Annotated in this window: 20 protein-coding genes; 11 read left to right on the forward strand and 9 right to left on the reverse strand. The window is 59.6% G+C overall.

Annotated elements, in window-relative coordinates:
• The first annotated feature begins 64 nt into the window (after nt 1–64).
• The 9 genes from sS8_RS10875 to sS8_RS10915 all read left to right on the forward strand — a co-directional run bounded on the left by sS8_RS10875 (nt 65) and on the right by sS8_RS10915 (nt 10,589).
• Nucleotides 65–1,123 carry an LLM class flavin-dependent oxidoreductase gene (locus tag sS8_RS10875; protein ID WP_119632722.1) on the forward strand — a complete coding sequence of 353 codons (1,059 nt, stop codon included), beginning with the start codon at nt 65–67 and terminating at the stop codon, nt 1,121–1,123.
• Between the two features lie 5 nt (nt 1,124–1,128).
• A complete protein-coding gene (locus sS8_RS10880) occupies nt 1,129–2,733 on the forward strand; it encodes an amino acid adenylation domain-containing protein (RefSeq protein WP_119629666.1) in 1,605 nt (534 codons plus the stop codon).
• Nucleotides 2,711–3,244 (forward strand): GNAT family N-acetyltransferase, encoded by a 534-nt coding sequence (locus sS8_RS10885; protein ID WP_170161036.1) that lies wholly within the window; start codon nt 2,711–2,713, stop codon nt 3,242–3,244. The genes sS8_RS10880 and sS8_RS10885 overlap by 23 nt, the downstream gene beginning before the upstream one ends.
• On the forward strand, nt 3,220–3,489 hold the full coding sequence (locus tag sS8_RS10890) for a phosphopantetheine-binding protein (protein WP_119629667.1): 270 nt from the start codon (nt 3,220–3,222) through the stop codon (nt 3,487–3,489). Before sS8_RS10885 ends, sS8_RS10890 begins: the two co-directional genes overlap by 25 nt.
• Nucleotides 3,479–4,624 carry a hypothetical protein gene (locus tag sS8_RS10895; protein ID WP_119629668.1) on the forward strand — a complete coding sequence of 382 codons (1,146 nt, stop codon included), beginning with the start codon at nt 3,479–3,481 and terminating at the stop codon, nt 4,622–4,624. The genes sS8_RS10890 and sS8_RS10895 overlap by 11 nt, the downstream gene beginning before the upstream one ends.
• 444 nt (nt 4,625–5,068) lie before the next feature.
• The gene (egtB, locus tag sS8_RS10900) at nt 5,069–6,376 is read left to right on the forward strand and encodes an ergothioneine biosynthesis protein EgtB (protein WP_119629669.1); all 1,308 of its coding nucleotides are present in this window, start codon (nt 5,069–5,071) and stop codon (nt 6,374–6,376) included.
• Nucleotides 6,373–7,344 carry an L-histidine N(alpha)-methyltransferase gene (egtD, locus tag sS8_RS10905; RefSeq protein WP_119629670.1) on the forward strand — a complete coding sequence of 324 codons (972 nt, stop codon included), beginning with the start codon at nt 6,373–6,375 and terminating at the stop codon, nt 7,342–7,344. Before egtB ends, egtD begins: the two co-directional genes overlap by 4 nt.
• Before the next feature lie 27 nt (nt 7,345–7,371).
• Nucleotides 7,372–8,079, forward strand: coding sequence for an ABC transporter ATP-binding protein (locus sS8_RS10910; RefSeq protein WP_232020598.1), 708 nt, complete (start codon nt 7,372–7,374; stop codon nt 8,077–8,079).
• A complete protein-coding gene (locus sS8_RS10915; protein ID WP_119629671.1) occupies nt 8,079–10,589 on the forward strand; it encodes an ABC transporter permease in 2,511 nt (836 codons plus the stop codon). The genes sS8_RS10910 and sS8_RS10915 overlap by 1 nt, the downstream gene beginning before the upstream one ends.
• Here sS8_RS10915 and sS8_RS29910 read toward each other — a convergent pair.
• From sS8_RS29910 to sS8_RS27645, 4 genes are all read right to left on the reverse strand, one after another.
• A complete protein-coding gene (locus tag sS8_RS29910) occupies nt 10,532–10,804 on the reverse strand; it encodes a contractile injection system protein, VgrG/Pvc8 family (RefSeq protein WP_119629672.1) in 273 nt (90 codons plus the stop codon). The two genes, sS8_RS10915 and sS8_RS29910, sit on opposite strands and share 58 nt — an antisense overlap.
• 150 nt (nt 10,805–10,954) lie before the next feature.
• Nucleotides 10,955–11,536 (reverse strand): hypothetical protein, encoded by a 582-nt coding sequence (locus sS8_RS10925; protein WP_119629673.1) that lies wholly within the window; start codon nt 11,534–11,536, stop codon nt 10,955–10,957.
• A 3-nt stretch (nt 11,537–11,539) separates the two neighbouring features.
• A complete protein-coding gene (locus sS8_RS28495) occupies nt 11,540–12,073 on the reverse strand; it encodes a transposase family protein (RefSeq protein ID WP_119629674.1) in 534 nt (177 codons plus the stop codon).
• 79 nt (nt 12,074–12,152) lie between these two features.
• The gene (locus sS8_RS27645; RefSeq protein WP_145986496.1) at nt 12,153–12,425 is read right to left on the reverse strand and encodes a hypothetical protein; all 273 of its coding nucleotides are present in this window, start codon (nt 12,423–12,425) and stop codon (nt 12,153–12,155) included.
• 262 nt (nt 12,426–12,687) lie between these two features.
• Between sS8_RS27645 and sS8_RS10935 the strand changes: the two genes are divergently transcribed.
• Both sS8_RS10935 and sS8_RS10940 read left to right on the forward strand, forming a co-directional pair.
• On the forward strand, nt 12,688–13,164 hold the full coding sequence (locus sS8_RS10935) for a helix-turn-helix domain-containing protein (RefSeq protein ID WP_119628792.1): 477 nt from the start codon (nt 12,688–12,690) through the stop codon (nt 13,162–13,164).
• On the forward strand, nt 13,161–13,574 hold the full coding sequence (locus sS8_RS10940) for a transposase family protein (protein ID WP_119629675.1): 414 nt from the start codon (nt 13,161–13,163) through the stop codon (nt 13,572–13,574). Before sS8_RS10935 ends, sS8_RS10940 begins: the two co-directional genes overlap by 4 nt.
• A gap of 25 nt (nt 13,575–13,599) precedes the next feature.
• Here sS8_RS10940 and sS8_RS10945 read toward each other — a convergent pair whose 3' ends face one another.
• The 5 genes from sS8_RS10945 to glgB form a co-directional block, all read right to left on the reverse strand.
• Complete coding sequence (locus tag sS8_RS10945; protein ID WP_145986497.1) at nt 13,600–14,526, reverse strand: PAAR domain-containing protein; 927 nt, start codon at nt 14,524–14,526, stop codon at nt 13,600–13,602.
• 201 nt (nt 14,527–14,727) lie between these two features.
• Nucleotides 14,728–15,174 (reverse strand): DcrB-related protein, encoded by a 447-nt coding sequence (locus tag sS8_RS10950; RefSeq protein ID WP_119629677.1) that lies wholly within the window; start codon nt 15,172–15,174, stop codon nt 14,728–14,730.
• A 457-nt stretch (nt 15,175–15,631) separates the two neighbouring features.
• A complete protein-coding gene (locus sS8_RS10955) occupies nt 15,632–16,444 on the reverse strand; it encodes a secretin N-terminal domain-containing protein (protein WP_170161037.1) in 813 nt (270 codons plus the stop codon).
• A gap of 343 nt (nt 16,445–16,787) precedes the next feature.
• Nucleotides 16,788–18,269, reverse strand: a complete 1,482-nt coding sequence (glgA, locus tag sS8_RS10960; RefSeq protein WP_119629679.1) for a glycogen synthase GlgA — start codon at nt 18,267–18,269, stop codon at nt 16,788–16,790.
• Complete coding sequence (glgB, locus tag sS8_RS10965) at nt 18,269–20,512, reverse strand: 1,4-alpha-glucan branching protein GlgB (protein ID WP_408631168.1); 2,244 nt, start codon at nt 20,510–20,512, stop codon at nt 18,269–18,271. The genes glgA and glgB overlap by 1 nt, the downstream gene beginning before the upstream one ends.
• Nucleotides 20,513–20,566: the final 54 nt, after the last annotated feature.

Genomic DNA, 20,566 nt, shown 5'->3' on the forward strand with positions numbered 1-20,566 from the left:
CGGTCTGCGCATACCAGGCAGAATTCAACAAACCAATTGGAATGACATGTCCAAGGAAGGCATTATGTCGCAGCTTCAGCCTAACAGTGCATCTGCCGATTTCTCCCGGGAAAGCCGCATCGGCCTGGACGAGATCGACATTTTCTCGACCTGCCCGCAATCCACCGGCGGCGATCCCAAGACCTACCGGCAGCGCGTCGTGGAAACGGCCCGCTGGAGCGAGCGGATCGGATGCCGCGGCATCCTGGTGTACACCGACAACTCCCTGGCGGACCCATGGCTGGTCAGCCAGACCATCCTGGAACACACCGGCACGATATCACCGCTGGTGGCGGTCCAGCCGCTCTACATGCACCCTTACACGGCCGCAAAAAAGATCGCGACGCTCGGGTTTCTGCACGGGCGGCGAGTCTACTTGAACATGCTGGCCGGCGGGTTCCGCAACGATCTCTCGGCCCTCGGCGACGACACCCCCCACGACGAACGCTATGCGCGTACGGTCGAGTACACCACGATCATCCGCCAGCTCCTCGAAAACCCGGCGGGCGTAAGCTTCGAAGGAAAGTATTACCGCCTCCGCAATCTGAAGATGTCGCCGCCGCTGCCGCGTTCGTTGCAGCCGGGCATCCTGATATCGGGCTCCTCGGATGCCGGCATGGCCGCAGCTCGAGCGATAGGCGCCACCGCGATCAAATACCCCTTGCCCCCCGCCGAAGAGCGGGGCCCGGCAAAGGATGCCGAGGTCGCCTGCGGCGTTCGCGTGGGCATCGTGGCACGGTCGTCGGTCGAACAAGCATGGCAGGTCGCCTGGGAGCGCTTTCCGGAAACCCGCGAAGGTCAGCTGACCCATAATCTGGCCATGAAAGTGTCCGATTCCGACTGGCACAAGCAACTCTCGACGCATTCGGACACCGCCACCGGCGGCGACAATCCATACTGGCTCGGTCCCTTTCACAATTACCAAACGTTTTGCCCTTATCTGGTGGGCACTTACCAACGAGTGGCCCGGGAGATCGCCGGCTATATCGGGCTCGGCTACCGCACCTTCATCCTCGACATCCCGCCCAGCGAAGAGGAACTCGAGCATACGGCGATCGTTTTCCGCGAAGCTCTGGCGGGGTAAGCACCGTGCCCGAACTACTGCAGGATTACGTATCGCGGCAAGCCGAGCTGCGCCCGAACGCCATTGCCGTCACCCTGGAACGCTCGTCCTTGACCTACGGCGAACTGGATCAGGCGAGTTCGCGGCTCGCCTGGCGGCTGCGCGAAGCCGGCTGCCGCCGGGGCGACCGTGTTTGCCTGCTATTGCCCAAATCCCCGGTCGCGGTGGTCGCCATGTTGGGCGTGCTCAAGGCGGATGCGATTTATGTTCCCATCGATCTGAGCAGCCCGGCGGCGCGACTGGCGCCGATGATCAAGATCTCCGAACCCTGGGGTGCCTTGATCCCGGCCGAAGCGGTCACGCTTCTGGACGAAATCCTCGAAGCCATCGGCAACCCTCCCTTGGTCATCGGGTCGGTCGAGCGCGACCGCTTGCAGGGGCGGCAATTCGAAAGCCGCTTCGATATGAGCGAGGTGGACGCTTATCCCGGCAGGGCGCCCGAGTACCGGAACACCGGGCGCGATATCGCCCACATTCTGTTCACTTCCGGTTCGACCGGCGTTCCCAAGGGCGTAGTCATCACCCACCGCAACGTGATCACTTTCGTGGAGTGGGGGCGGAGCTACTTCGGGATCGAACCCGGCGACCGGCTTTCGGGCCATACGCCTCTGCATTTCGATCTGTCGATGTTCGATATCTACGGCACCCATGCGGCGGGAGCGGAGCTGCACATGGTCCCGCCCGCCCTCAATCTATTGCCTCACAAGCTCGCCGAATTCATCCGTTCGGCCGAATTGACTCAGTGGTTTTCCGTCCCCTCGGTGCTGAATTTCATGGCCAAGCATGGCGTCGTCGCCCGCGACGACTTTCCCGGACTCAAGCGAATACTCTGGTGTGGAGAGGTCTTGCCCACCCCCACCCTCGTCCATTTCATGCAGCGGCTGCCGCACGTCCGTTTCACCAATCTGTACGGCCCGACCGAGGCGACCATCGCAAGTAGTTATTACGCCGTACCGGAATGTCCACGGGACGAGCTGGCCACTATTCCGATCGGCACCGCCTGCGGCGGCGAAGAGCTGCTGGTGCTGGACGCGAACCTGAACGAGCTTCCACCCGGCGAAATCGGCGATCTGTATATCGGCGGAGCGGGCCTGAGCCCCGGATACTGGCGCGCTCCGGACAAGACCGCCATGGCCTTTTTGCCTCACCCGCGCGCCACGAAACCCGACGACCGCATCTACAAGACCGGCGATCTGGCGAGACGCGGCGAAGACGGCCTGCTCTATTTCGTCGGACGCGCCGACACCCAGATCAAGAGCCGCGGCTACCGCATCGAGCTGGGAGAAGTCGAAGCGGCGTTTCATTCTATGGAATGCCTCGAAGACTGCGCGATCGTGGCCGTGCCGACCGACGGGTTCGAAGGCAACGCCATCTGCTGCGCCTACGTGCTGCGGCCGGGTTCGGCGGTATCGGCCGCAAACTTGCGCCAGCAGGCCTCTCGACTGCTGCCGGGCTATGCCTTGCCCATGCATTGGCTGGCATTCGATCGACTTCCGAAAAACGCTAACGGCAAAATCGACCGACCTCGTTTGCGGAGTCTGTTTCAACATGACACAGCTATGGAAACTTGACGGCAAATGGCTGGAAACCGCCGCGGACTGGCTTGCTGCCGAAGAAAACTATCGGTGGCTGGACTTCGGCAGCGATGTGCGCGTCCTCACGCCGCTCCTGCTGCAAGTGATGGTCCAGCGCGACATCCATTGTTTGCGGGTTTTTACGCCGCCGAAGAGCGAGCAGCCGATAGGGCTCGTCGGGCTCAGCAATATCTCGACCTTCTTCAAAACCGCCACCTTATGGTACGTACTCGGCGACAAGACCTATGCCGCGGGCGGTCATACGACCGAAGCCGTGCGTCAGATACTCGACCACGGCTTCCACGACCTGAAGCTGCAAGCGATAACGGCGTGGGCCGTGGAGGAAAACACCGCATCCGTTCGCGTCCTGGAAAAAACCGGCTTTCGACCGATCGGACGGCAGCGCCGCTGCCATCGGCTAGGCGATCGATACCTGGATCGCCTGCTGTTCGACTTATTGACTCATGAGCACCGGAGAACAAAATGCCTCAAACCGCCCAACCATTGACCCAAGCCGTTACTCGTATTCTTTTCGACCGCCTCAACATCGAAATTCCCGAGCCCGATACCGATCTGGTGGACGGCGGACTGCTGGACTCGCTGCTGCTGGTTACCCTGATCGCTCAATTGGAACGAGAGTTCGGCATCTCGGTATCGATCGACGATCTGGATCTCAACCTGGAAAAATTTCGCTCGGTGAGGCGAATTGCGGCTTATATCGAAGACCGCCGGAATTTGACCGATGTCGCTTGATCTCGCACGGGTCACGCCTCTGCGGCGCCAGGCCGTCCGCCCGCTCATGCCCGGCGACGTCAAGCCGGTGGCGGAAGTTCTGCAGCGGGTTTTCGGCTTGGATCGCCCGGCGGCCCGGCATCGCCTGGCCGATTACGTGCGCCGCCTGTGTCTCGAACCGCCCGGCTACGATCCCGAGATCCCCTCCCTGGTCTACGAGGATATTCAAGGCCGGATCGCCGGTTTTCTAAGGGTGAGCGTGCAGCCGATGCTTTTCGACGGCCGGCCGATACGCATGGCCTGCAGCGGACCGTTCGCCACGCTGCCGGACGCTCGCGCCAAGGGGGCCGGCGTGTTTTTGCTTCGCCATTTTCTCGCCGGCCCCCAGGATCTCTCGATTACCGACGGCGCAAACGGCCAGGGTCGTTACCTGTGGGAGCAACTCGGCGGGCACACCGTACAGTTGCACTGCCTGGGCTGGATACGCTTACTCCGGCCGGCGGCGTTCGCGGCCGCTTACGCGGTTCGCAAGCGCGCCGGGCTCGGCCCGCTCGTCACCGTCTGCCGCCCCTTGTCAATCCTGCTCGACGGCGCGGCGCGGGGTCTGTCGGCCAGGGGCGTAATACGCCCGGCGCCGCCGTCGCCGGCATTGACCGAGGAAGATCTCGCTCCCGAAGCCATGGCTGCGGCCTGGCCGCAGCTATCGGCCCGGTGGCGCCTCCGGCCCGATTACGATAAATCCTATCTTGCCTGGCTCCTGGACGAGATGTCGCGGGTGAGTTCGCGCGGGCCGCTCCTCGGGCGGCAGCTGCGGGACGCGAACGGCAAATTGTCCGGCTGGTATTTTTATTACCTTTCGCCCCGCCGTGTCGCCGATGTGATGCAGATCGTCGCGAACGAGACGCACGAGGAGGCCGTACTGGCATCCCTGGTGGCCGACGCGGACCGCCGCGGTGCGACTGCCCTGCAGGGACGGCTGGAAGCCTGGCTGATCGATCCGCTGCACCGCAACCGGAGCCGCGGCTATTACCGAGCACCCACCCTGGCCCTGGTCCACGCCCGTCGAAGCGAGGTGGCGGCCGCGGTTCATGCCGGCCAGGCCTTTCTGACGCGGGCCGACGGGGAATGGTGGACGGGATTTCGCGAGCCGCTGTGATTTCGGTCGGCCAATCTTGCTCCGACGCGGTGTTGGAGCGCTCGCATCTCGCACATACGGCAAAACGGACTTGGCGGAAGTCGTTGACGCCTTCGGCTAGCGTAAATCGACTCAAGCTTTCGTAGGTCGGCAATTCTTTGCAGACCTACGCGCGAGCGCCCGTAGAAGAGATATGAAAATGCTCTAAGACTTCGTAAACAATGCGACATTTCGCGCACTCGGGAAGAAAACACACAATCCCCGAGTTCAGACGGTGCCCTCCCATTCTGACCTTCATGCTCCCGGAAACCGACATCGCCATTGATCCCTCGGGCGCCGGTCTCAGCAAGAGCGAGCGGCGCATTAATTGCTTATTGAATCGCATCGAAAATAGTAAGACTACAGTTAGCCATCAGCGGCTTGGCGTTTTAGAATGCCCCCTGCGATACAGGAGGGAGGAAAAACATGATCCAAGCCGACCGTCCGGCTCGCCGCTTTGTGAACAGCAGCAATACGGCCGATGCTCTGCTCGAAGACTACCGGGCCGTTCGCAGCGACAGCGAAACCCTGTGTGCCCCGTTGGCGCTGGAGGATTACGTCATCCAGGCCATGCCCGACGTCAGTCCCCCGAAGTGGCATCTGGCCCACACGACCTGGTTCTTCGAGACCTTTCTGCTCGTCCCCTATCTGAAATCGTACCGGGTCTTCCACGAACGCTACGGTTATTTGTTCAACTCTTATTACGAAACGGTCGGAACTTTCTTTCCCCGGCCGCAGCGGGGCCTCCTGGCGCGGCCCACGGTAGAGGACATTCGCCGGTACCGTGTCCATGTGGATCAAGCCATGGCCGAATTGCTGGCGGCGGCGCCGGTGCGGGACCTGGACGCGATCGCCGAGCGCCTGGTACTCGGCTTGAATCATGAACAGCAGCACCAGGAACTCCTACTCACCGATATCAAGTACAACTTTGCCGTCAATCCGCTGCGGCCGGCGTACCGCACGGCGAACCATTCGAGCACCCGCGCCGCGCCGATATCGGCACCGGCGTGGCGGGACTGTGACGGCGGCCTCAAGGAAATCGGCCATGCCGGTTCCGGCTTTGCGTACGACAACGAAACGCCCCGCCATCAGGTCTTTCTTAGGGACTATCGCCTCGCCTCACGCCTTGTCACGAACGGCGAATACCTGGAGTTTATCGAGGCCGGCGGCTATCGCCGCCCGGAATTCTGGCTTTCCGACGCTTGGGCGGCGGTGAAGCAGCGCGGCTGGCAAGCTCCGCTTTATTGGGAATTCCTCGATGGCGAGTGGTCGCTCATGACCTTGTCGGGAATGCGCCCCCTCGATGAGAACGAGCCGGTTTGCCACGTCAGCTTCTACGAAGCGGATGCCTACGCCCGGTTTCGGGGCAAACGCCTGCCGACCGAGGCGGAATGGGAATGTGCCGCCGCGGGTCGCGCGATCCGCGGCCATTTCCGCGAATCCGGGCGCTACCATCCCCGTGCAGTTTCGAAAACGGAAGGAGACGAGATCGTGCAGATTTTCGGCGACGTTTGGGAGTGGACCCAAAGCCCCTATGCGCCCTACCCCGGATTCAAGCCGGCGGCCGGCGCGATAGGCGAATACAACGGCAAGTTCATGTGCAATCAAATGGTGCTCCGCGGCGGCTCCTGCGTTACGCCGCAGTCGCACATCCGCGCCGCTTACCGGAACTTTTTCTTTCCGCCGGACCGCTGGCAATTCACCGGCATCCGCCTGGCGGAGGATGCCTCATGACGGTTCGGCGCATCCGATTTACCGACCGGGAGCCGGCCCAGGCGGATATCCTGGAAGAGGTGCTGAGCGGCCTCTTGAGCCCCAAAAAACGGCTGCCGCCGAAGCTGTTTTACGATAAACGCGGGAGCGAATTGTTCGAAGCCATTTGCGAAACGCCCGAGTATTATCCGACCCGCACCGAAATAGGCATACTTCGGGACTACGCCGCAGAGATCGCGGAAACCATAGGCCGTAACTGTATCCTCGTCGAACCGGGCAGCGGCAACAGCCAGAAAGTACAGCTCCTGCTGGAAACCCTGCGTCCCGCCGTGTACATGCCGATGGACATTTCCAAGGACCATCTGAAGACCTCGGTACAAGCGCTGGGCGCCACATTCCCCTGGTTGCACGTGCACGCCATGTGCGTGGACTATAGCGCAGGCCTGGAACCGGTCGAGCCGCCTCCGGTCTCCGGCGCCTCGAAAAAAGTCGTGTTTTTCCCGGGCTCGACCATCGGCAACTTCGAGCCCGGAGACGCCCTCGCATTTCTGCGCCGGGTCGCGAGCCTGGTCGGGCCGGGGGGCGGTTTGCTGATCGGTGTCGATCTGAAGAAGGATCCGACCGTGCTGCACCAGGCCTACAACGACGCACAAGGCTTGACCCGGGAATTCAACCTGAACATGTTGCACCGCATCAACGCCGAGTTGGACGCCGATTTCGATCCCGGCCGCTTTTATCATTACGCCTTTTACAACCCCCGGGAAAGCCGGATCGAGATGCATCTGATCAGCCGCGGCGCACAGGAAATCCACCTGGCCGGCGCGGTGCTCAGGTTCGCCGACGGCGAGTCGGTACACACGGAGAATTCCTACAAGTACACCGTCGAAGAATTCCGAAAACTGGCCCGGACGGCGGGATTCAGAGTCGGAAGTCACTGGCTGGACGATGGCAAGCTGTTCAGCATCCATTACTTCGACCTTCCGTCTTAAAGCGACAGCCGTCATTCGCCGAGCGTTTTGCCTACCGAAATCCTGCCCGCCATCGACCCCGAGCGACCGCTGCTGATCCTGCGCGGCGTGAGTCACGGCTATCGCGAAGGCGACCGGCGGCGTCCGGTGCTACAGGGTGTCGACGGCGACATCGGCGAAGGCCGCTTCGTGGCCTTGCTGGGCCAGAGCGGGTCGGGGAAATCCACCCTGCTGAACCTGATCGCCGGCCTGGACACGGCCGATTCCGGATCGATCATGGTCCGCGGACTCGAACTGAACCGCCTCCGCGAACCGGAGCGCACCCTGTTCCGGCGCCGCCATATCGGCTTCGTCTACCAGTTCTTCAATTTGCTGCCGACCCTTTCGGTGCTGGAAAACGTCGCCCTGCCCGCCGAGCTGAACGGCCTGTCCGCCGACGCATCCCGGCGCCGGGCGGCCATGCTGCTCGAGGAAGTCGGTCTGGCCGACCGGCTGGACAGCTTTCCGGATTCGCTTTCGGGAGGCGAGCAACAGCGAGTGGCCCTGGCTCGTGCGCTGGTGCACGATCCCGCGCTGATTCTCGCCGACGAGCCTACCGGCAATCTGGATAGCGCCACGGGCCGGCACGTTCTGGCGCTTCTCGATCAGTCCGTCAGAATGCGCGGCAAGACTTTGCTGGTCGCCACCCATAGCCGCGAAGTCGCGGAACGCGCCGATGCCGTTTGGGAACTCCGCGACGGCCGACTGATGTCCTGATGGCACTCCTGAACACCGCCAACCGCCGGCATTTTTACCGCCATCCGCTACAGCTCGCGCTGGCGGTTCTGGGCATCGCTCTCGGGGTTGCGATGCTGGTTTCGGTGGATCTGGCCGTAGACAGTTCGCGCCGCGCCTTTCAGCTTTCGATGAGCGCGCTGACCGGCAAAACCACCCATCACATCGTGGCCGCATCCGGGTCCCTTGACGAAACGATTTATCCGCAGCTGAGGCGGGAACTGGGCGACGTCCCCATGGCGCCGGCCATCGAGGGTTATGTCGCCGTGCGCGATCAGACCCTGCGCCTCGCCGGTTTCGATCCCTTCGCCGAAAGCCCGGTACGGCAGGAGCTCGCGAGTTCGTCATTTAGCGCACTGGTCGATCTTCTGACCGATCCCGGGGCGGTACTGATTTCCCGCATCACCGCCGGACGGCTGGGGATCGGACCCGGCGACAGCCTGACCGTGGAAGTCGCCGGCACACTCAAAACCGTGCGCGTCGCCGGCTTTGTCGATCCCGAGGCAAAACCCGATCCCGCCCTGGAAGGTCTACTGCTCGCCGACATCGCCACGGCTCAGGAGATTTTGGACAAAATCGGCCGGCTCGACCGCATTGACCTGGTCCTGGCCGATGATGCGGACGAAGTGCATGAGCGGCTGCGCGGCACGCTGCCGGAAAACGCCACGCTGATCGATGCCGCCGGACGAAACATTGCGACCGTGCGCATGAGCCATGCTTTCGAAATCAACCTGAAAGCCATGAGCCTGATGGCGCTCCTGGTCGGTCTTTTTCTGATCTACAACACCATGACTTTCGCGGTGCTGCAACGCCGTACGCTGCTGGCCAATCTCCGCATCCTCGGCGTCACGCGCCGGCAAATCATGCGCGAAATCCTGCTGGAATCCGCACTGCTGGGCCTCTGCGGCAGCTTGCTCGGATTGCTGCTCGGACTGATTGCGGCCGAGGGTCTATTGCATCGGATCACCCGTACCATCAGTGACATGTATTTCGTCGTCACCGTCACCGAGTTTTCAGTCTCTCCGACGGCCCTGCTGCGCAGTCTGTTGGCCGGCATCTCGGCTTCGGTCCTGGCCGCACTGCCGGCCGCCCTGGATGCCGCCTCTACCCGGCCGGTCCGAACCCAGCGCCGCTCGGGCCTCGAACAGAACGTGCGCCGATGGCTGCCTAAATTGTCTCTACTGGGGCTGGTGTTCGGAATTCTGGGAATCGTGCTCCTCTACTGGCCGAACGCCGGATTGATTCCGGCCATAGTAGGAATCTTCCTGCTGGCGGGAGCTTATGGCCTCTTCATCCCGACCGCGATGCTGGGCCTCACCGGCCTGTGTCCGAGCACCGCCATTCCCTCCATTCGCCTGGCTGTCCGCGGCACATCCGCCGCTCTGAGCCGAACCGGTTTGGCAACGGCCGCATTGAGCATTTCGGTGGCCGTCGCCCTTGGTGTCGGAATAATGGTGGAGAGCTTTCGCTTCACCATTGCCGATTGGCTGGAGCAATTGCTTCAGGCCGATCTTTATGTGGCCCGCCCCGGACAGCCCGGAATCGCGAGCGAACCCCTGGCCTCTTCCCTGATAGAAGATGCCGTTCGCTTGCCGGGCATCGCGGGTTTCAGCCTGGGACGCCGGAATTTCGTCGAATCGCCGCTCGGACGCTCCGAACTTCTCGCTTTTCAGCCGGCCAACCCGGACCATCCGGCATTCCGCTTCAAATCGGCCGATGATCGGACGGTCTGGAAGCGGTTCATGGCCGAACCTGTCATCATCGTTTCCGAACCTTTCGCTACCCGGCACGCGCTGGAGCCCGGCGATTCGGTGACCTTGAGCACCTCGCACGGTCAGAAGCCTTTCGTCATCGCCGGAATCTTTTTCGATTACCGCTCGGACCAGGGGCTCGTCGTCGTGCGGCGCGATTTGTACGCCGACCTCTGGAACGACACCGGCGTGACTTCGCTCGGCCTTTATCTCGCGGACGGCGTTACCGAAGAAGCAGTGAAACCGAAAATACTCGGTCTGAGTCGAGACGCCGGAACCCTGCTGGTTCGGTCCAACCGCGAGATCCGGCAAGCCTCGATGGCGCTTTTCGAGCGCACCTTCGCGGTTACCCAGGTGCTGCGCCTGCTCGCGATAGGCGTTGCGCTGATCGGCATCCTGAGCGCATTACTGGCGATACAGTTGGAACGGACCCGGGAACTCGCCGTACTGCGCTCACTGGGGATGACGCCGCGGCAATTAACGGGCCTCGTGTTCACGCAAACCGGCTTCCTCGGCCTTTGTGCCGGAATCTTCGCCGTGCCGCTGGGATTGATCCTGGCGACGGCGCTCGTGAAAGTCATCAATCTGCGCTCCTTCGGCTGGAGCATGGATTTGACGGTTTCCGGCGCAGAACTATGGCAAGCGCCGCTCCTGTCGATTACCGCGGCACTGATCGCCGGACTCTATCCGGCATGGAAAGCGCGCAGACTCACGCCGGCGCTGGCGTTGCGGGAGGAGTGACGGAGTAGTAAAGGCCCGATCGCACTCGTGGCCCGGTACCCTTCCGTGGGCGCTCGCCGCGTCGGCCCCGATCGGGGTATGCCGGCCACGGGCATACTGTAGATTCCTTCCTCCTCCATGAGCCGGCTGACGAAATTGAAGTCCGGTTCACGGTATTGCGCGCAATCGTCCCGCTGCGGATAGGTGCGGCCGAGACGGGCCTCGGGGTCGGTTATGCCGTTCGCGGAAGACCAGCCTCAAAATCTCCGCTACGGCTTTAAACCTCTCTACGTGGGCGAGGCAATATCAAGCCATGACCTTTTTCATGCGAATCGGAGCTTTGCAAAAGACCCAGCTCATCATAAGCCACTGTCCCGAAACGACATTCATTTCGCCATCCATGCTTCTTCGATCCGCCAAGCCGCATTGCGCAAATAGCACCTGACCTGATCCTCTGAATGCGGCGTCTGGACTAAACTGGATAAGGCAACATTGCTTTTGAGAGCAAATCGGATTAATTGCTCGGCGTCGTAGAAATCCTTAATGTAATCCCACTGACTAACAATCTCGTCGATCAATAAATCTAATGCATCATTGGGGTTTTTCGCGGCGGCAAGTGGCTCTAGGAGTTTGATTACGTCATTTTCCACATTTGTAGGCAATTTCTTTTTTGGATCAATAACGATAGCGAACTTTTCCGCATTTTGCTCAATTCGACGCGCCAATTCAGCCAGGTATGCTCGCAAGGAATCATTTGAATGCGGCACCGGAGGGCCGACTTGGCTTAGGTTGAGAGAGCACTCCAATGCCTCTCTGACGTGCGCCAGACGTTGTGCAGGAGTTACCCTGCTCAGCGGATCGTATACGACCCTCGTCAAGGCCCGATCTATGGCATTGTTGGGAATCTTTTCGAGCGATGTTAGGTAAATCAACGCCCCAATACTGGCTCGCGCTTCGTCCGATAGCATAAGTCACCCTCTCAGGGCTGTTCGATGCTCAATGCCCTTGTCATTCAAGACGCGCGCGGGGTCCATCGCGTTATCGTAAAGGGCGGCGTAAATATTGGATTGGCTGTTGTGATGTAGGCGATTCAACGCGAAATGGCGGAGATGGGCGAACACACCGGGGTTCTTGCCGATGCGGCTCGCATCCTCGCCGAGTGCGGTGTCCAGCGCGTAGTCGAGCCGGTTTTCGATCCCCCAGTGACTGCGAACGGTCTCGGCCAGGGGCAACGCGTGGGCGCGAATATGCGGGGCGATCGCCTCCACGTCCAACCCGTGCAAGGCGTAGCGGATCGAACGGTAGGCGGGCGTGCGCCGCCAGCGGCAACCGAACACCTCGTTCAACCGCACCTGGTGGGTACGGATGAACGGATGAATCCGGCGGTACGAGATCGCTCCGCTCATCACCGCCAGAATATTGAACAGCAGCCGGTGGGGAAGATCGTACAACTTCCCTTGCGCACGACGATGATCCCGAATCGGCAGCAGGCTTCGGAAAATCAAAACCGTTTACTCGAATTCGTAAGCATTGAACGGCCCTGGAGGGATAAGGGGAAATGGCGGTGAGTTTTTCACCATTCCGCTAGTGATTTTCTTTATGCTGATTGAGCTTTTCCTCCAGTTTGTAGAAAAAATTTCTAAGGACTTTGTTCGAGTGAGGCTGGGGAAGTAATGTCGAAATATCAATGTCAGTAGACTTTAATATCGATATGGCCTCCAAGACCTCTTCTCTGGAAAACGAAATGCCTCTGCGCTTAAGAATTGCATCATGCATAGTATCAACATAATCTGAAGGAGTTTTTTTAAACATTAATAAATATTCAATACCTATGATAACCGCTTTCCAATCACTCATACGCCAATCACACCTCATCGATCATTACGTGCTTCATTGGTATCCCTTGTCGATCCAGCTCATTGACCGTTTGTTCCAATAGTTCGATCGACGGTTTGTAATGGCCACTACGATTACTGATGGATATCAATACCCCATCTTTTACTTCAATTTCACCTGCTCCGGCAACTGGTTGGCCCTGTGCTAATAGACATTATCGGAAACTAGCATGACAGTCTGTCATTGAATAACGAAGAGAACTAAGAGAACTAAGGGCAAGAGTATGCTTTCCTACGAAGACGTGAAGCAAAAGCCGAAGACATTGATGGCCATGACCAGTCTGAAGGCCTCCGAGTTTGAGGAACTCTTGGTTTCTTTTGCGGCGACATGGGCCGAAGAAACCGGCAGGAATCTGACTAAAGGAGGGCGTCCGCCGATTATCGCGAGCATGGCCGACCGGCTGCTGTTCATCCTGTTCTATCTGAAGACCTACCCTCTGCAAGAGGTCATCGCGCATCTGTTCGGCATGAGCCAACCCCAGGCCAACTTCACGATCCACCTGTTGAGCAGGGTGCTCAACAAGACACTTGACGCCCGCGGGCACAAGCCCGCCCGGCTCACCGAGGAGATGCTGTCCAGGCTGGAGCAGGAGGCGCGGCAGGACTTGGGCATAGACGGGACGGAAAGGCGCATCAACCGCCCCGTCAACGACCTGGGGCAACGCATCCACTACAGCGGTAAAAAAAATGCCACACTGTGAAGAACAACCTTGTCGGCGGCCTGGAGGACAGGCAGGTCAAGTACTTGGGTTCGACCCATGAGGGCAAGAAGCACGACAAGAAGATCTGCGACGAAGAAGGGACCCGGTTCCCCGACGGCGTCGAGCTGTATCGCGACAGCGGCTTCCAGGGACACGAACTGGCGAATGTCACAGTCCACCAGCCGAAGAAGAGGCCGCGCAACGGCCGGCTTTCGGCCGACGACCAGGAGGCCAACCGGCTCCACTCAAGCATCCGCGTGATCATCGAACACATCATCTCGGGAATCAAGCGGTGCCGCGTCGTCAAAGACGTGTTCAGGAACACCAAGGAAGGCTACGACGATGTCGTCATTGAATTGGCCTGCGGCCTGCACAATTACAGGCGCTACTGCCGAAACCAGAGTTATTGATAGCCGGCCTTTTCCTCTGTTCCGGTTATGAAAGGTGGTTTCCGATAATGTCTAATGAAGAGTGATGGAAATCGAACGGCTTCTGTTCCATCGATGCAAATAGCTTTCCTTCCTTGTCCATAATATAAATTGCTTTTGGTTGTCCATCCCAGGTTTTTGCGTCTGAAGTGTCAAACGGATTCCCCGCATTGTCGTAAAGCTTTCCGTCCTTTACATGTAATCTGCATGCCTCTCGATCAATACCTGATAAATATCGGACGGGACCCCGTCCACTCGTCCAGGCCTTAGGGTTTCCCGGAATTTCCTCCCCAACATAAAAAGGCTGCAATGGAGTGGTTTTTAAAGGGGTGCTTCTTGATGTGATATTTATATTTCCAAGATTCGAGCCGACCCCAAAGCTTGTAATCTCGTAATTTCGATTAAACCATACTCCTCCCTTAGTCCCCAACGCCCCGCTGATCAGCGACCCGCCCAGCATCGCCCATTTCTGTCCGTCCGAGCCTTCGCCCCAAACCCTGCCGCCGAACCAGCCGCCACCGGCCCCGCCGGCCAAGCCGCCTACCAGCCCCAACGTGGCGACGACCGGTCCCGCCAGAACCACGGCCGCGGCGGCGCCGACCACGAACAGCGTGGCATGGACCCAGCCCGGCACCAGGTCCTCGGGGTGGATAACGTCGGTTTGCAACGTTCCGCCGCCGATGAACACGTTGCCGGAGCCTTCGGTGATATCGCCCCCGCAGCCGGTCTTGTCGCCGACCCGCGCCGCGGGCAGGCCGTTGATGAAGACCTTGCTGCTGCCGGTAGCGATCGGCGGCGTTCCGGAATGTTTATCGCAGGCGACCTTGTCGAGATGGGCTCGCACTGCGGGTCTGCCGTTGATGTAGACATTGCCGGAACCGGCGCCCACGATCGCCCCCGCGATTTCCTTGGGTGCCCAACTCATGGTGCTCATCAGTTCACCGATGCCGGCCCCGCCCGCGGCGGCACCGCCGACAATGGCCGCTGCCGCGAGCCCGCCGGTCCCGGCAATCGCGACACCCGCAACGGCAATGGCGCCCCCGATCAGCAGCCCCTTCACCAGCCAGTTCATGCTGGGGCTGTGACCGATCGGATCGTTCAGTCGTGCGGCTTTGGCCATGGCGTCGCCAGAAACTTAAGCTTCGGTCGGCCGCAGCCGGATGCTGCCGAGGATGTCCGCAAACACCTGCTTCCAGCGGTCGCTGAAATCACCGGCCACGGTGGCCGTGAACTGAACCGCCAGGCGCGCCCCCGCGTCCGCTTCGTGAAACAGGGTCGCCTGCCGCTGGTGCAGCCATTGGCCTTGGTTGAGCCAGCGGTATTCCAGGCCCCAGCCGGCTTGTCCCGCGACCAGGATCAGCCGCGAGCGGATCAGGTCGAACTTCGGCAGCGACTGTGCGAGTTCCGACGCCAATCGCTCCCCATAGGTCTCCAGGGTTTCCTCGTCGCCGATCGGATGCCGGCTGATCACCAGGTTGAAGGGGCTCGGGCCTGCGTCGGTCAGGCTGAATATGTGATGGGTCTTGTCCTTGAAATCTTCGGGTAGATCGAAGCTGAGTTCGTTGGTGTGATACGCGGTCATCGCGGGTTTGCCTTAGGGATTGAGATCGATCTTGCCGGAGCCGACGATCGTGAAGTACACGCCGTTGACGAAATTGTTATCGTCCCGGTCCATTTGCGATGAATATCATCGGCGCCGTTTGTTCCTTAGCGGATGTTTTCGATTGTTCGCTTAAGAATTAAGGATTAAGGCTAGCCGGCGATCAGCCGATCGCGGTTCGAAAAAGGTCGATTTTTGGTTACTTTTTGGTTAGGGCGTCAGCGGCAGCATCCCGGTTCCACGCCGACGAGGAGAGCGATGATGGGGGCTCTGGGACGAGGATTTGGGCTTTTTCGCTCTCGTTCAAGCGAACCCGAAGAGGATCGGAGATCAGGAAGCCCGTTCCACGCGTAAACGGTCGCTTGAGTTGTAATCCTTCCCGGCTAGGTCCTAGCCATTATCGGTGACGCCGCCTCAAACTCGGAAGCAGCTTTGGACGTCAAGGCTTACCCGCATCCAAATCCTCGACCTTGAGGAAAATCCTGTTTTGGCGGCTGCGGGTGGAATACTGTCGCCCGGCGAGCCCGCTTTCCTCATATACCGACGTTTCCGCCAGTCCGCCGATTTCTATCCATTCGCCGAGCGCCGCCCGTATCACCGTATGGGCGCTTTGCGTATCGATGACGCCGAACCGGTCGCGGCTGAGCCGGTCGGACCAGGGCAATAATTCCAAAATCACCTCGCCGCCCGACAAGCGGGGAGTCACCTCGAATCCGGTTGTCGCCGGACGGTATTCGATATTTTCGCTATAGCCGTAGCCGTAATAGGATTGGGTAGGCACGGGAATCCGCTCCCCGACCTCGATATGCGCCGACTGCCCTTCCAGGGTTTGCAACTGCTGCGTGTAGCCGGCGGCATCGCGGCCTTCGGATTGATAGATATGGCCTCGGATATGGAGGTCCGAATCGGCCGGACGGTTCAGATCGATACGCCCTCGCAAACGCCCTTGGGCGTTCAGGGCTTCCACGGACAAATCGCGCCCCTGAGTCACCGTGATCAAGAGCCTGTGCGAGCTTTTGTCGAGTTGTCGAACCAAACTCCGGATCTCTTCGACCTTCCGGGGGTCGGCCTTCAGAATCAGTCGATCACGGGCCGGGATCGCGACATCGCCCGGCCCCAGCAAGGGCTGAATCAGCGGCAGCATTTCCTCCGGCAAACGGTGGTGCAGCTCGATAGTCGATAATTCCTGAGCGAGAGCAGTGGCCTTCCAGGCTACCAAGGCGATTGCGATGAGCACGAAACGTAGCCACATGGCGGCAAGACTCGTTACGAAATGGGCCACCGATGCCGCACCAGTCCATTCAGAAACGTTCTCGTTCCGGGACGGGTAACGGCGCATGGAAATGCCGAAGGAAACCGGCCGGTTCCGTGCAATGCGCGCCCAGCGCACCTTGAACCAGATGTCGGCACATCGGTTCCGGCCATGTTTAGGAGGGGGTATGGGAAGCTACTGTGCGGCTTTCGTCGGCAAAGGATTCCCGACCGACGCCTCGATCCGTTGTCATTTTCCGGTCCCACCGGTCGAGCCCCCTTTCCGACGTCCGCGCTCCGGCCGGCTCGCCCTCGGGCTGCTCGTGGCTCTTCTCACACATCCTCTATGTATCCATTTTGATTTGCAGCAAGCTTTCGGCGGTCAGGCGATCGGCCATGGCCAGATCGTACAGATCCAGATAACACTGAGCGCTTTGCCGCCACGAGAAATCCTTGCTCATACCGGCTTTTTGAACTTTTTCCCGAAGCACCTTGTTCTGGCAAAGCACGAAACCTCGATTCAAGGCCTGCAACAAATCCTCCGCCGCGGCCTCTTGAAAAACGACGCCGGTTGCCCGATCCATGGTCAAGTTCGTGGCATTGGCATCGGCCACGGTATCCGCCAATCCGCCCACATGACGCACCACCGGAATGGCTCCGTAGCGCTGGCTGTACATCTGGTTGAGACCGCATGGTTCGAACCGGGAAGGCATCAGAAACAAATCGGTCCCGGCTTCGATCAGATGCGCATTCGCTTCGTCGTAACCCAGTTTGACCGCAATACGATCGGGATACAGACGCGCCCAGTCCAACAAAATCTGCTCGTATCGAGCCTCGCCGCTGCCCACGATGACGAGTTGAATGGGCATCCGCATGAGCTTGGGCAGTAACTCGATCACCAGATCGATGCCCTTTTGCTGGACCAGCCGTCCCACCCAAGCCATCAGTACGATCGCGTCATCCTGCGCCAGACCGAATACCTGCTGCAACGCCATTCTGTTGGCCGCTCTCTTCTCCAGCGTATCGATGTCGTAATTGGCGGCAATATAGGGGTCCGTGGCGGGATTCCAGGCATCGGCGTCGATTCCGTTCAGTATGCCGCTGAGCCGCTCCCGGCGATGGCGCAGCAGGCCTTCGAGTCCGGCACCGAACTCTTCCCCCTGGATCTCCTCGGCGTAGTGCGGACTTACCGTGGTAATCCGGTCGGAAAAAACCAAGCCTCCTTTGATGAAGGAGAACTGGTTGTAAAACTCCAATGCGTGACTGGACCAGAACCGGTTTGGCAAGCGCAGCTTGAGAAAGGTTTCGTACGGAAAGACGCCTTGGTAGGCCAGATTGTGGATGGTAAAGACTGTCGCCGGCCGCCCCGGTTCGTCGCTGAGCAGCGCGGGCGCCAAGCCGGTCTGCCAATCGTTGCAGTGTACGATATCGGGCTTCCACCGAAGGCCCAAGCGATCCATGGCTATTTCCACGGCAACATGGCACAACAGCGAAAATCGCGCGGGATTATCGGGCCAAGGTTTCCCATCCGAAGCCAGGTAAGGGTTCCCGAGCCGCCCGAAATATTCCGGGTGCGCAAGCAACCAGACCGGTACCGTCGACCCTGGCAGAACGCCTTCCAGAATCGCGATTCCGCCATCGCCATGGAGCAGTCGTACCGATTCGAAATGCCCCATCTCCACCACCGAGGCATAACCCGGAAGAAGTATGCGGACATCATGGCCCAGCGCCTTCAAGGCTATCGGCAGACTTCCCGAAACGTCGGCGAGCCCGCCGGTCTTAATGAGCGGATACGCCTCGCTGGTAACGAAGAGTATTTTTTTCATTATTCCGGAGGAACCGGTTCATCTTCCTTAAGAACCTCGCAAGTCACCACGATTCCGCCCAAAGGCGGGAGCGTCAAACAAATGGAATACGGCCGTCCCATCCATTCCGTGGCTTCGGCCGTCATCTCGGTGTTGCCGACATCACTCCCGCCGTAGTCCCGCGCGTCGGAATTAAAGACCTCTCGATAAACGCCGGGCTCCGGCACGCCGATGCGGTAGTTCTGTCTCGGCACCGGGGTAAAGTTGAACACCATGACCGCGAACGCGTCCGAGGAGCGGCGCAAGTAACTCAGAATCGACTGCGGCGCGTCGTGGCAATCGATCCATTCGAAACCTTTCTGATCGAAATCGTCCTCATGAAGTGCCCGATTGTCCCGATAGAGCTGGTTGACATCGCTCACCAGCCGCTTGAGTCCGCTGTGTATCGGATATTCGAGTACGTACCAGTCCAGCGCCTTGTTGAAATTCCATTCGCCGCCCTGACCGAACTCGCAGCCCATGAACAACAGCTTCTTACCCGGATAAGTGAACATGAAGGTGTACAGCAATCGCAAATTGGCGAAGCGCTGCCACTCGTCTCCCGGCATCTTCTGCAGCATCGAGCCTTTGCCGTGGACGACTTCGTCATGGGAAAACGGCAGGATGAAATTTTCCGTGAACGCGTAGAGCAAGCCGAAGGTCAGCTGGTCGTGGTGATAATGGCGATGGATCGGGTCCTTGCTCATATAGACCAAGGTGTCGTGCATCCAGCCCATGTTCCACTTCATGGAAAAACCCAATCCGCCGGTCCAAGTCGGCCGGGTCACCTGGGGCCAAGCCGTGGACTCCTCGGCCATGATCAGCGTGCCCGGAAACTGCTGGTGGGTCACGGTATTGAGTTCGCGCAGAAAGGCAATCGCCTCCAGATTCTCGTTGCCGCCGTATTTGTTGGGTATCCAGTCGCCCGGCTGCCGCGAATAATCCAGATAGAGCATCGATGCGACGGCGTCGACGCGAAGGCCGTCGAGGTGAAATTCTTCCAGCCAGAACAAGGCGCTTCCGATCAGAAAGTTACGGACTTCGTTCCGGCCATAGTTGTAAATCAGAGTGCCCCAGTCGCGATGCTCGCCCAGCCGCGGGTCCTCGTGCTCATAAAGCGGCGTGCCGTCGAAGTAGGCCAAGCCGTGGGCATCCTTGGGAAAATGCGCGGGTACCCAGTCCAGAAAAACGCCGATGCCATTTTGATGGCAATAGTCCACGAAATAGCGGAAATCGTCCGGCGTACCGAAACGGCTGGTGGGCGCAAAATAGCCGGTGGTCTGATACCCCCAGGATGCATCCAGGGGATGTTCGGTGATCGGCAGCAATTCGATATGGCTGAAGCCCTGCTCCTTGACATAGGCGACGAGCTGCTCGGCCAATTCACGGTAATTCAGAAAATTGTCTTCGGAATCGCGTCGCCATGACCCCATATGGACTTCGTAAACCGACATGGGCTCATGCAGCCAATCGCGGCTCGAGCGGTGCTGCATCCAATCGTCGTCCTTCCAGGCATACGCCCGATCGGACACAACCAGGGACGCGGTGTTCGGACGCAATTCGAACTGTCGTCCGTAAGGATCGGTTTTTAAAAGGATGTTGCCTTGGTCGCGGTTGCGAATTTCGAACTTATATAGCGTGCCGGGCTCGAGCTCGGGAATAAATAGCTCCCAAACACCGCTTGCGCCCCGAACCCGCATGGGATGACGCCTTCCGTCCCAGGCGTTGAAATCGCCGACCACGCTGATTCGCTCGGCGTTCGGCGCCCAAGTGGCGAACAGGATACCTTCGATACCGTCGACAGCGCGGGGATGGGCGCCGAGGATACGATAGATGTGCCGATGTTTGCCTTCGCCGAACAGATGGAGGTCGAAATCGGCAAGCTGCGGCGGAAACGTATACGGGTCGATATGGCTTTGCGGCTGTCCCGACTTGTCCGTCCAGAAAAGACGGTAATGTTGCGGCACCACGGTATCATGGTGCAAATGGCATTCGAACACGTCGGTGCCGGAAATACGCTGCAGGTTCGGACCGTTTTCCCCGATCCGTATCGTCTCGGCTTGTGGGATCATCGCCCGGATCACATCGCCGTTCTCGGTCCGATGTCGGCCCAAAACCGCGAATGGATCATGGTGGCGAGCCAGAATGATCCGCTGCAGTTCCGAATCCACGGGAGGAAAATCGCCGCCGGCCTGGATCACGGATTGTGTGTCGGTCGAGTTCACTTTATTTGGCCTCTGATAGTAAAATATAGCCGTTGGCAAATGCCCGAAACACGC

The sequence above is a fragment of the Methylocaldum marinum genome, assembly GCF_003584645.1.
GTDB classification, from domain to species: domain Bacteria; phylum Pseudomonadota; class Gammaproteobacteria; order Methylococcales; family Methylococcaceae; genus Methylocaldum; species Methylocaldum marinum.

Excerpts from the sequence above, each read along its gene's own strand:
- sS8_RS10915 (WP_119629671.1), top strand. The coding sequence starts at position 8,079 with ATGGCACTCCTGAACACCGCCAACCGCCGGCATTTTTACCGCCATCCG.
- sS8_RS10950 (WP_119629677.1), bottom strand. The coding sequence starts at position 15,174 with ATGACCGCGTATCACACCAACGAACTCAGCTTCGATCTACCCGAAGAT.
- egtD (WP_119629670.1), top strand. The coding sequence starts at position 6,373 with ATGACGGTTCGGCGCATCCGATTTACCGACCGGGAGCCGGCCCAGGCG.
- glgA (WP_119629679.1), bottom strand. The coding sequence starts at position 18,269 with ATGAAAAAAATACTCTTCGTTACCAGCGAGGCGTATCCGCTCATTAAG.
- egtB (WP_119629669.1), top strand. The coding sequence starts at position 5,069 with ATGATCCAAGCCGACCGTCCGGCTCGCCGCTTTGTGAACAGCAGCAAT.
- sS8_RS10945 (WP_145986497.1), bottom strand. The coding sequence starts at position 14,526 with ATGAGCACCATGAGTTGGGCACCCAAGGAAATCGCGGGGGCGATCGTG.
- sS8_RS10925 (WP_119629673.1), bottom strand. The coding sequence starts at position 11,536 with ATGCTATCGGACGAAGCGCGAGCCAGTATTGGGGCGTTGATTTACCTA.
- sS8_RS27645 (WP_145986496.1), bottom strand. The coding sequence starts at position 12,425 with ATGAGTGATTGGAAAGCGGTTATCATAGGTATTGAATATTTATTAATG.
- sS8_RS10875 (WP_119632722.1), top strand. The coding sequence starts at position 65 with ATGTCGCAGCTTCAGCCTAACAGTGCATCTGCCGATTTCTCCCGGGAA.
- sS8_RS10935 (WP_119628792.1), top strand. The coding sequence starts at position 12,688 with ATGCTTTCCTACGAAGACGTGAAGCAAAAGCCGAAGACATTGATGGCC.
- sS8_RS10890 (WP_119629667.1), top strand. The coding sequence starts at position 3,220 with ATGCCTCAAACCGCCCAACCATTGACCCAAGCCGTTACTCGTATTCTT.
- sS8_RS10885 (WP_170161036.1), top strand. The coding sequence starts at position 2,711 with ATGACACAGCTATGGAAACTTGACGGCAAATGGCTGGAAACCGCCGCG.
- sS8_RS10895 (WP_119629668.1), top strand. The coding sequence starts at position 3,479 with ATGTCGCTTGATCTCGCACGGGTCACGCCTCTGCGGCGCCAGGCCGTC.
- sS8_RS10955 (WP_170161037.1), bottom strand. The coding sequence starts at position 16,444 with ATGTGGCTACGTTTCGTGCTCATCGCAATCGCCTTGGTAGCCTGGAAG.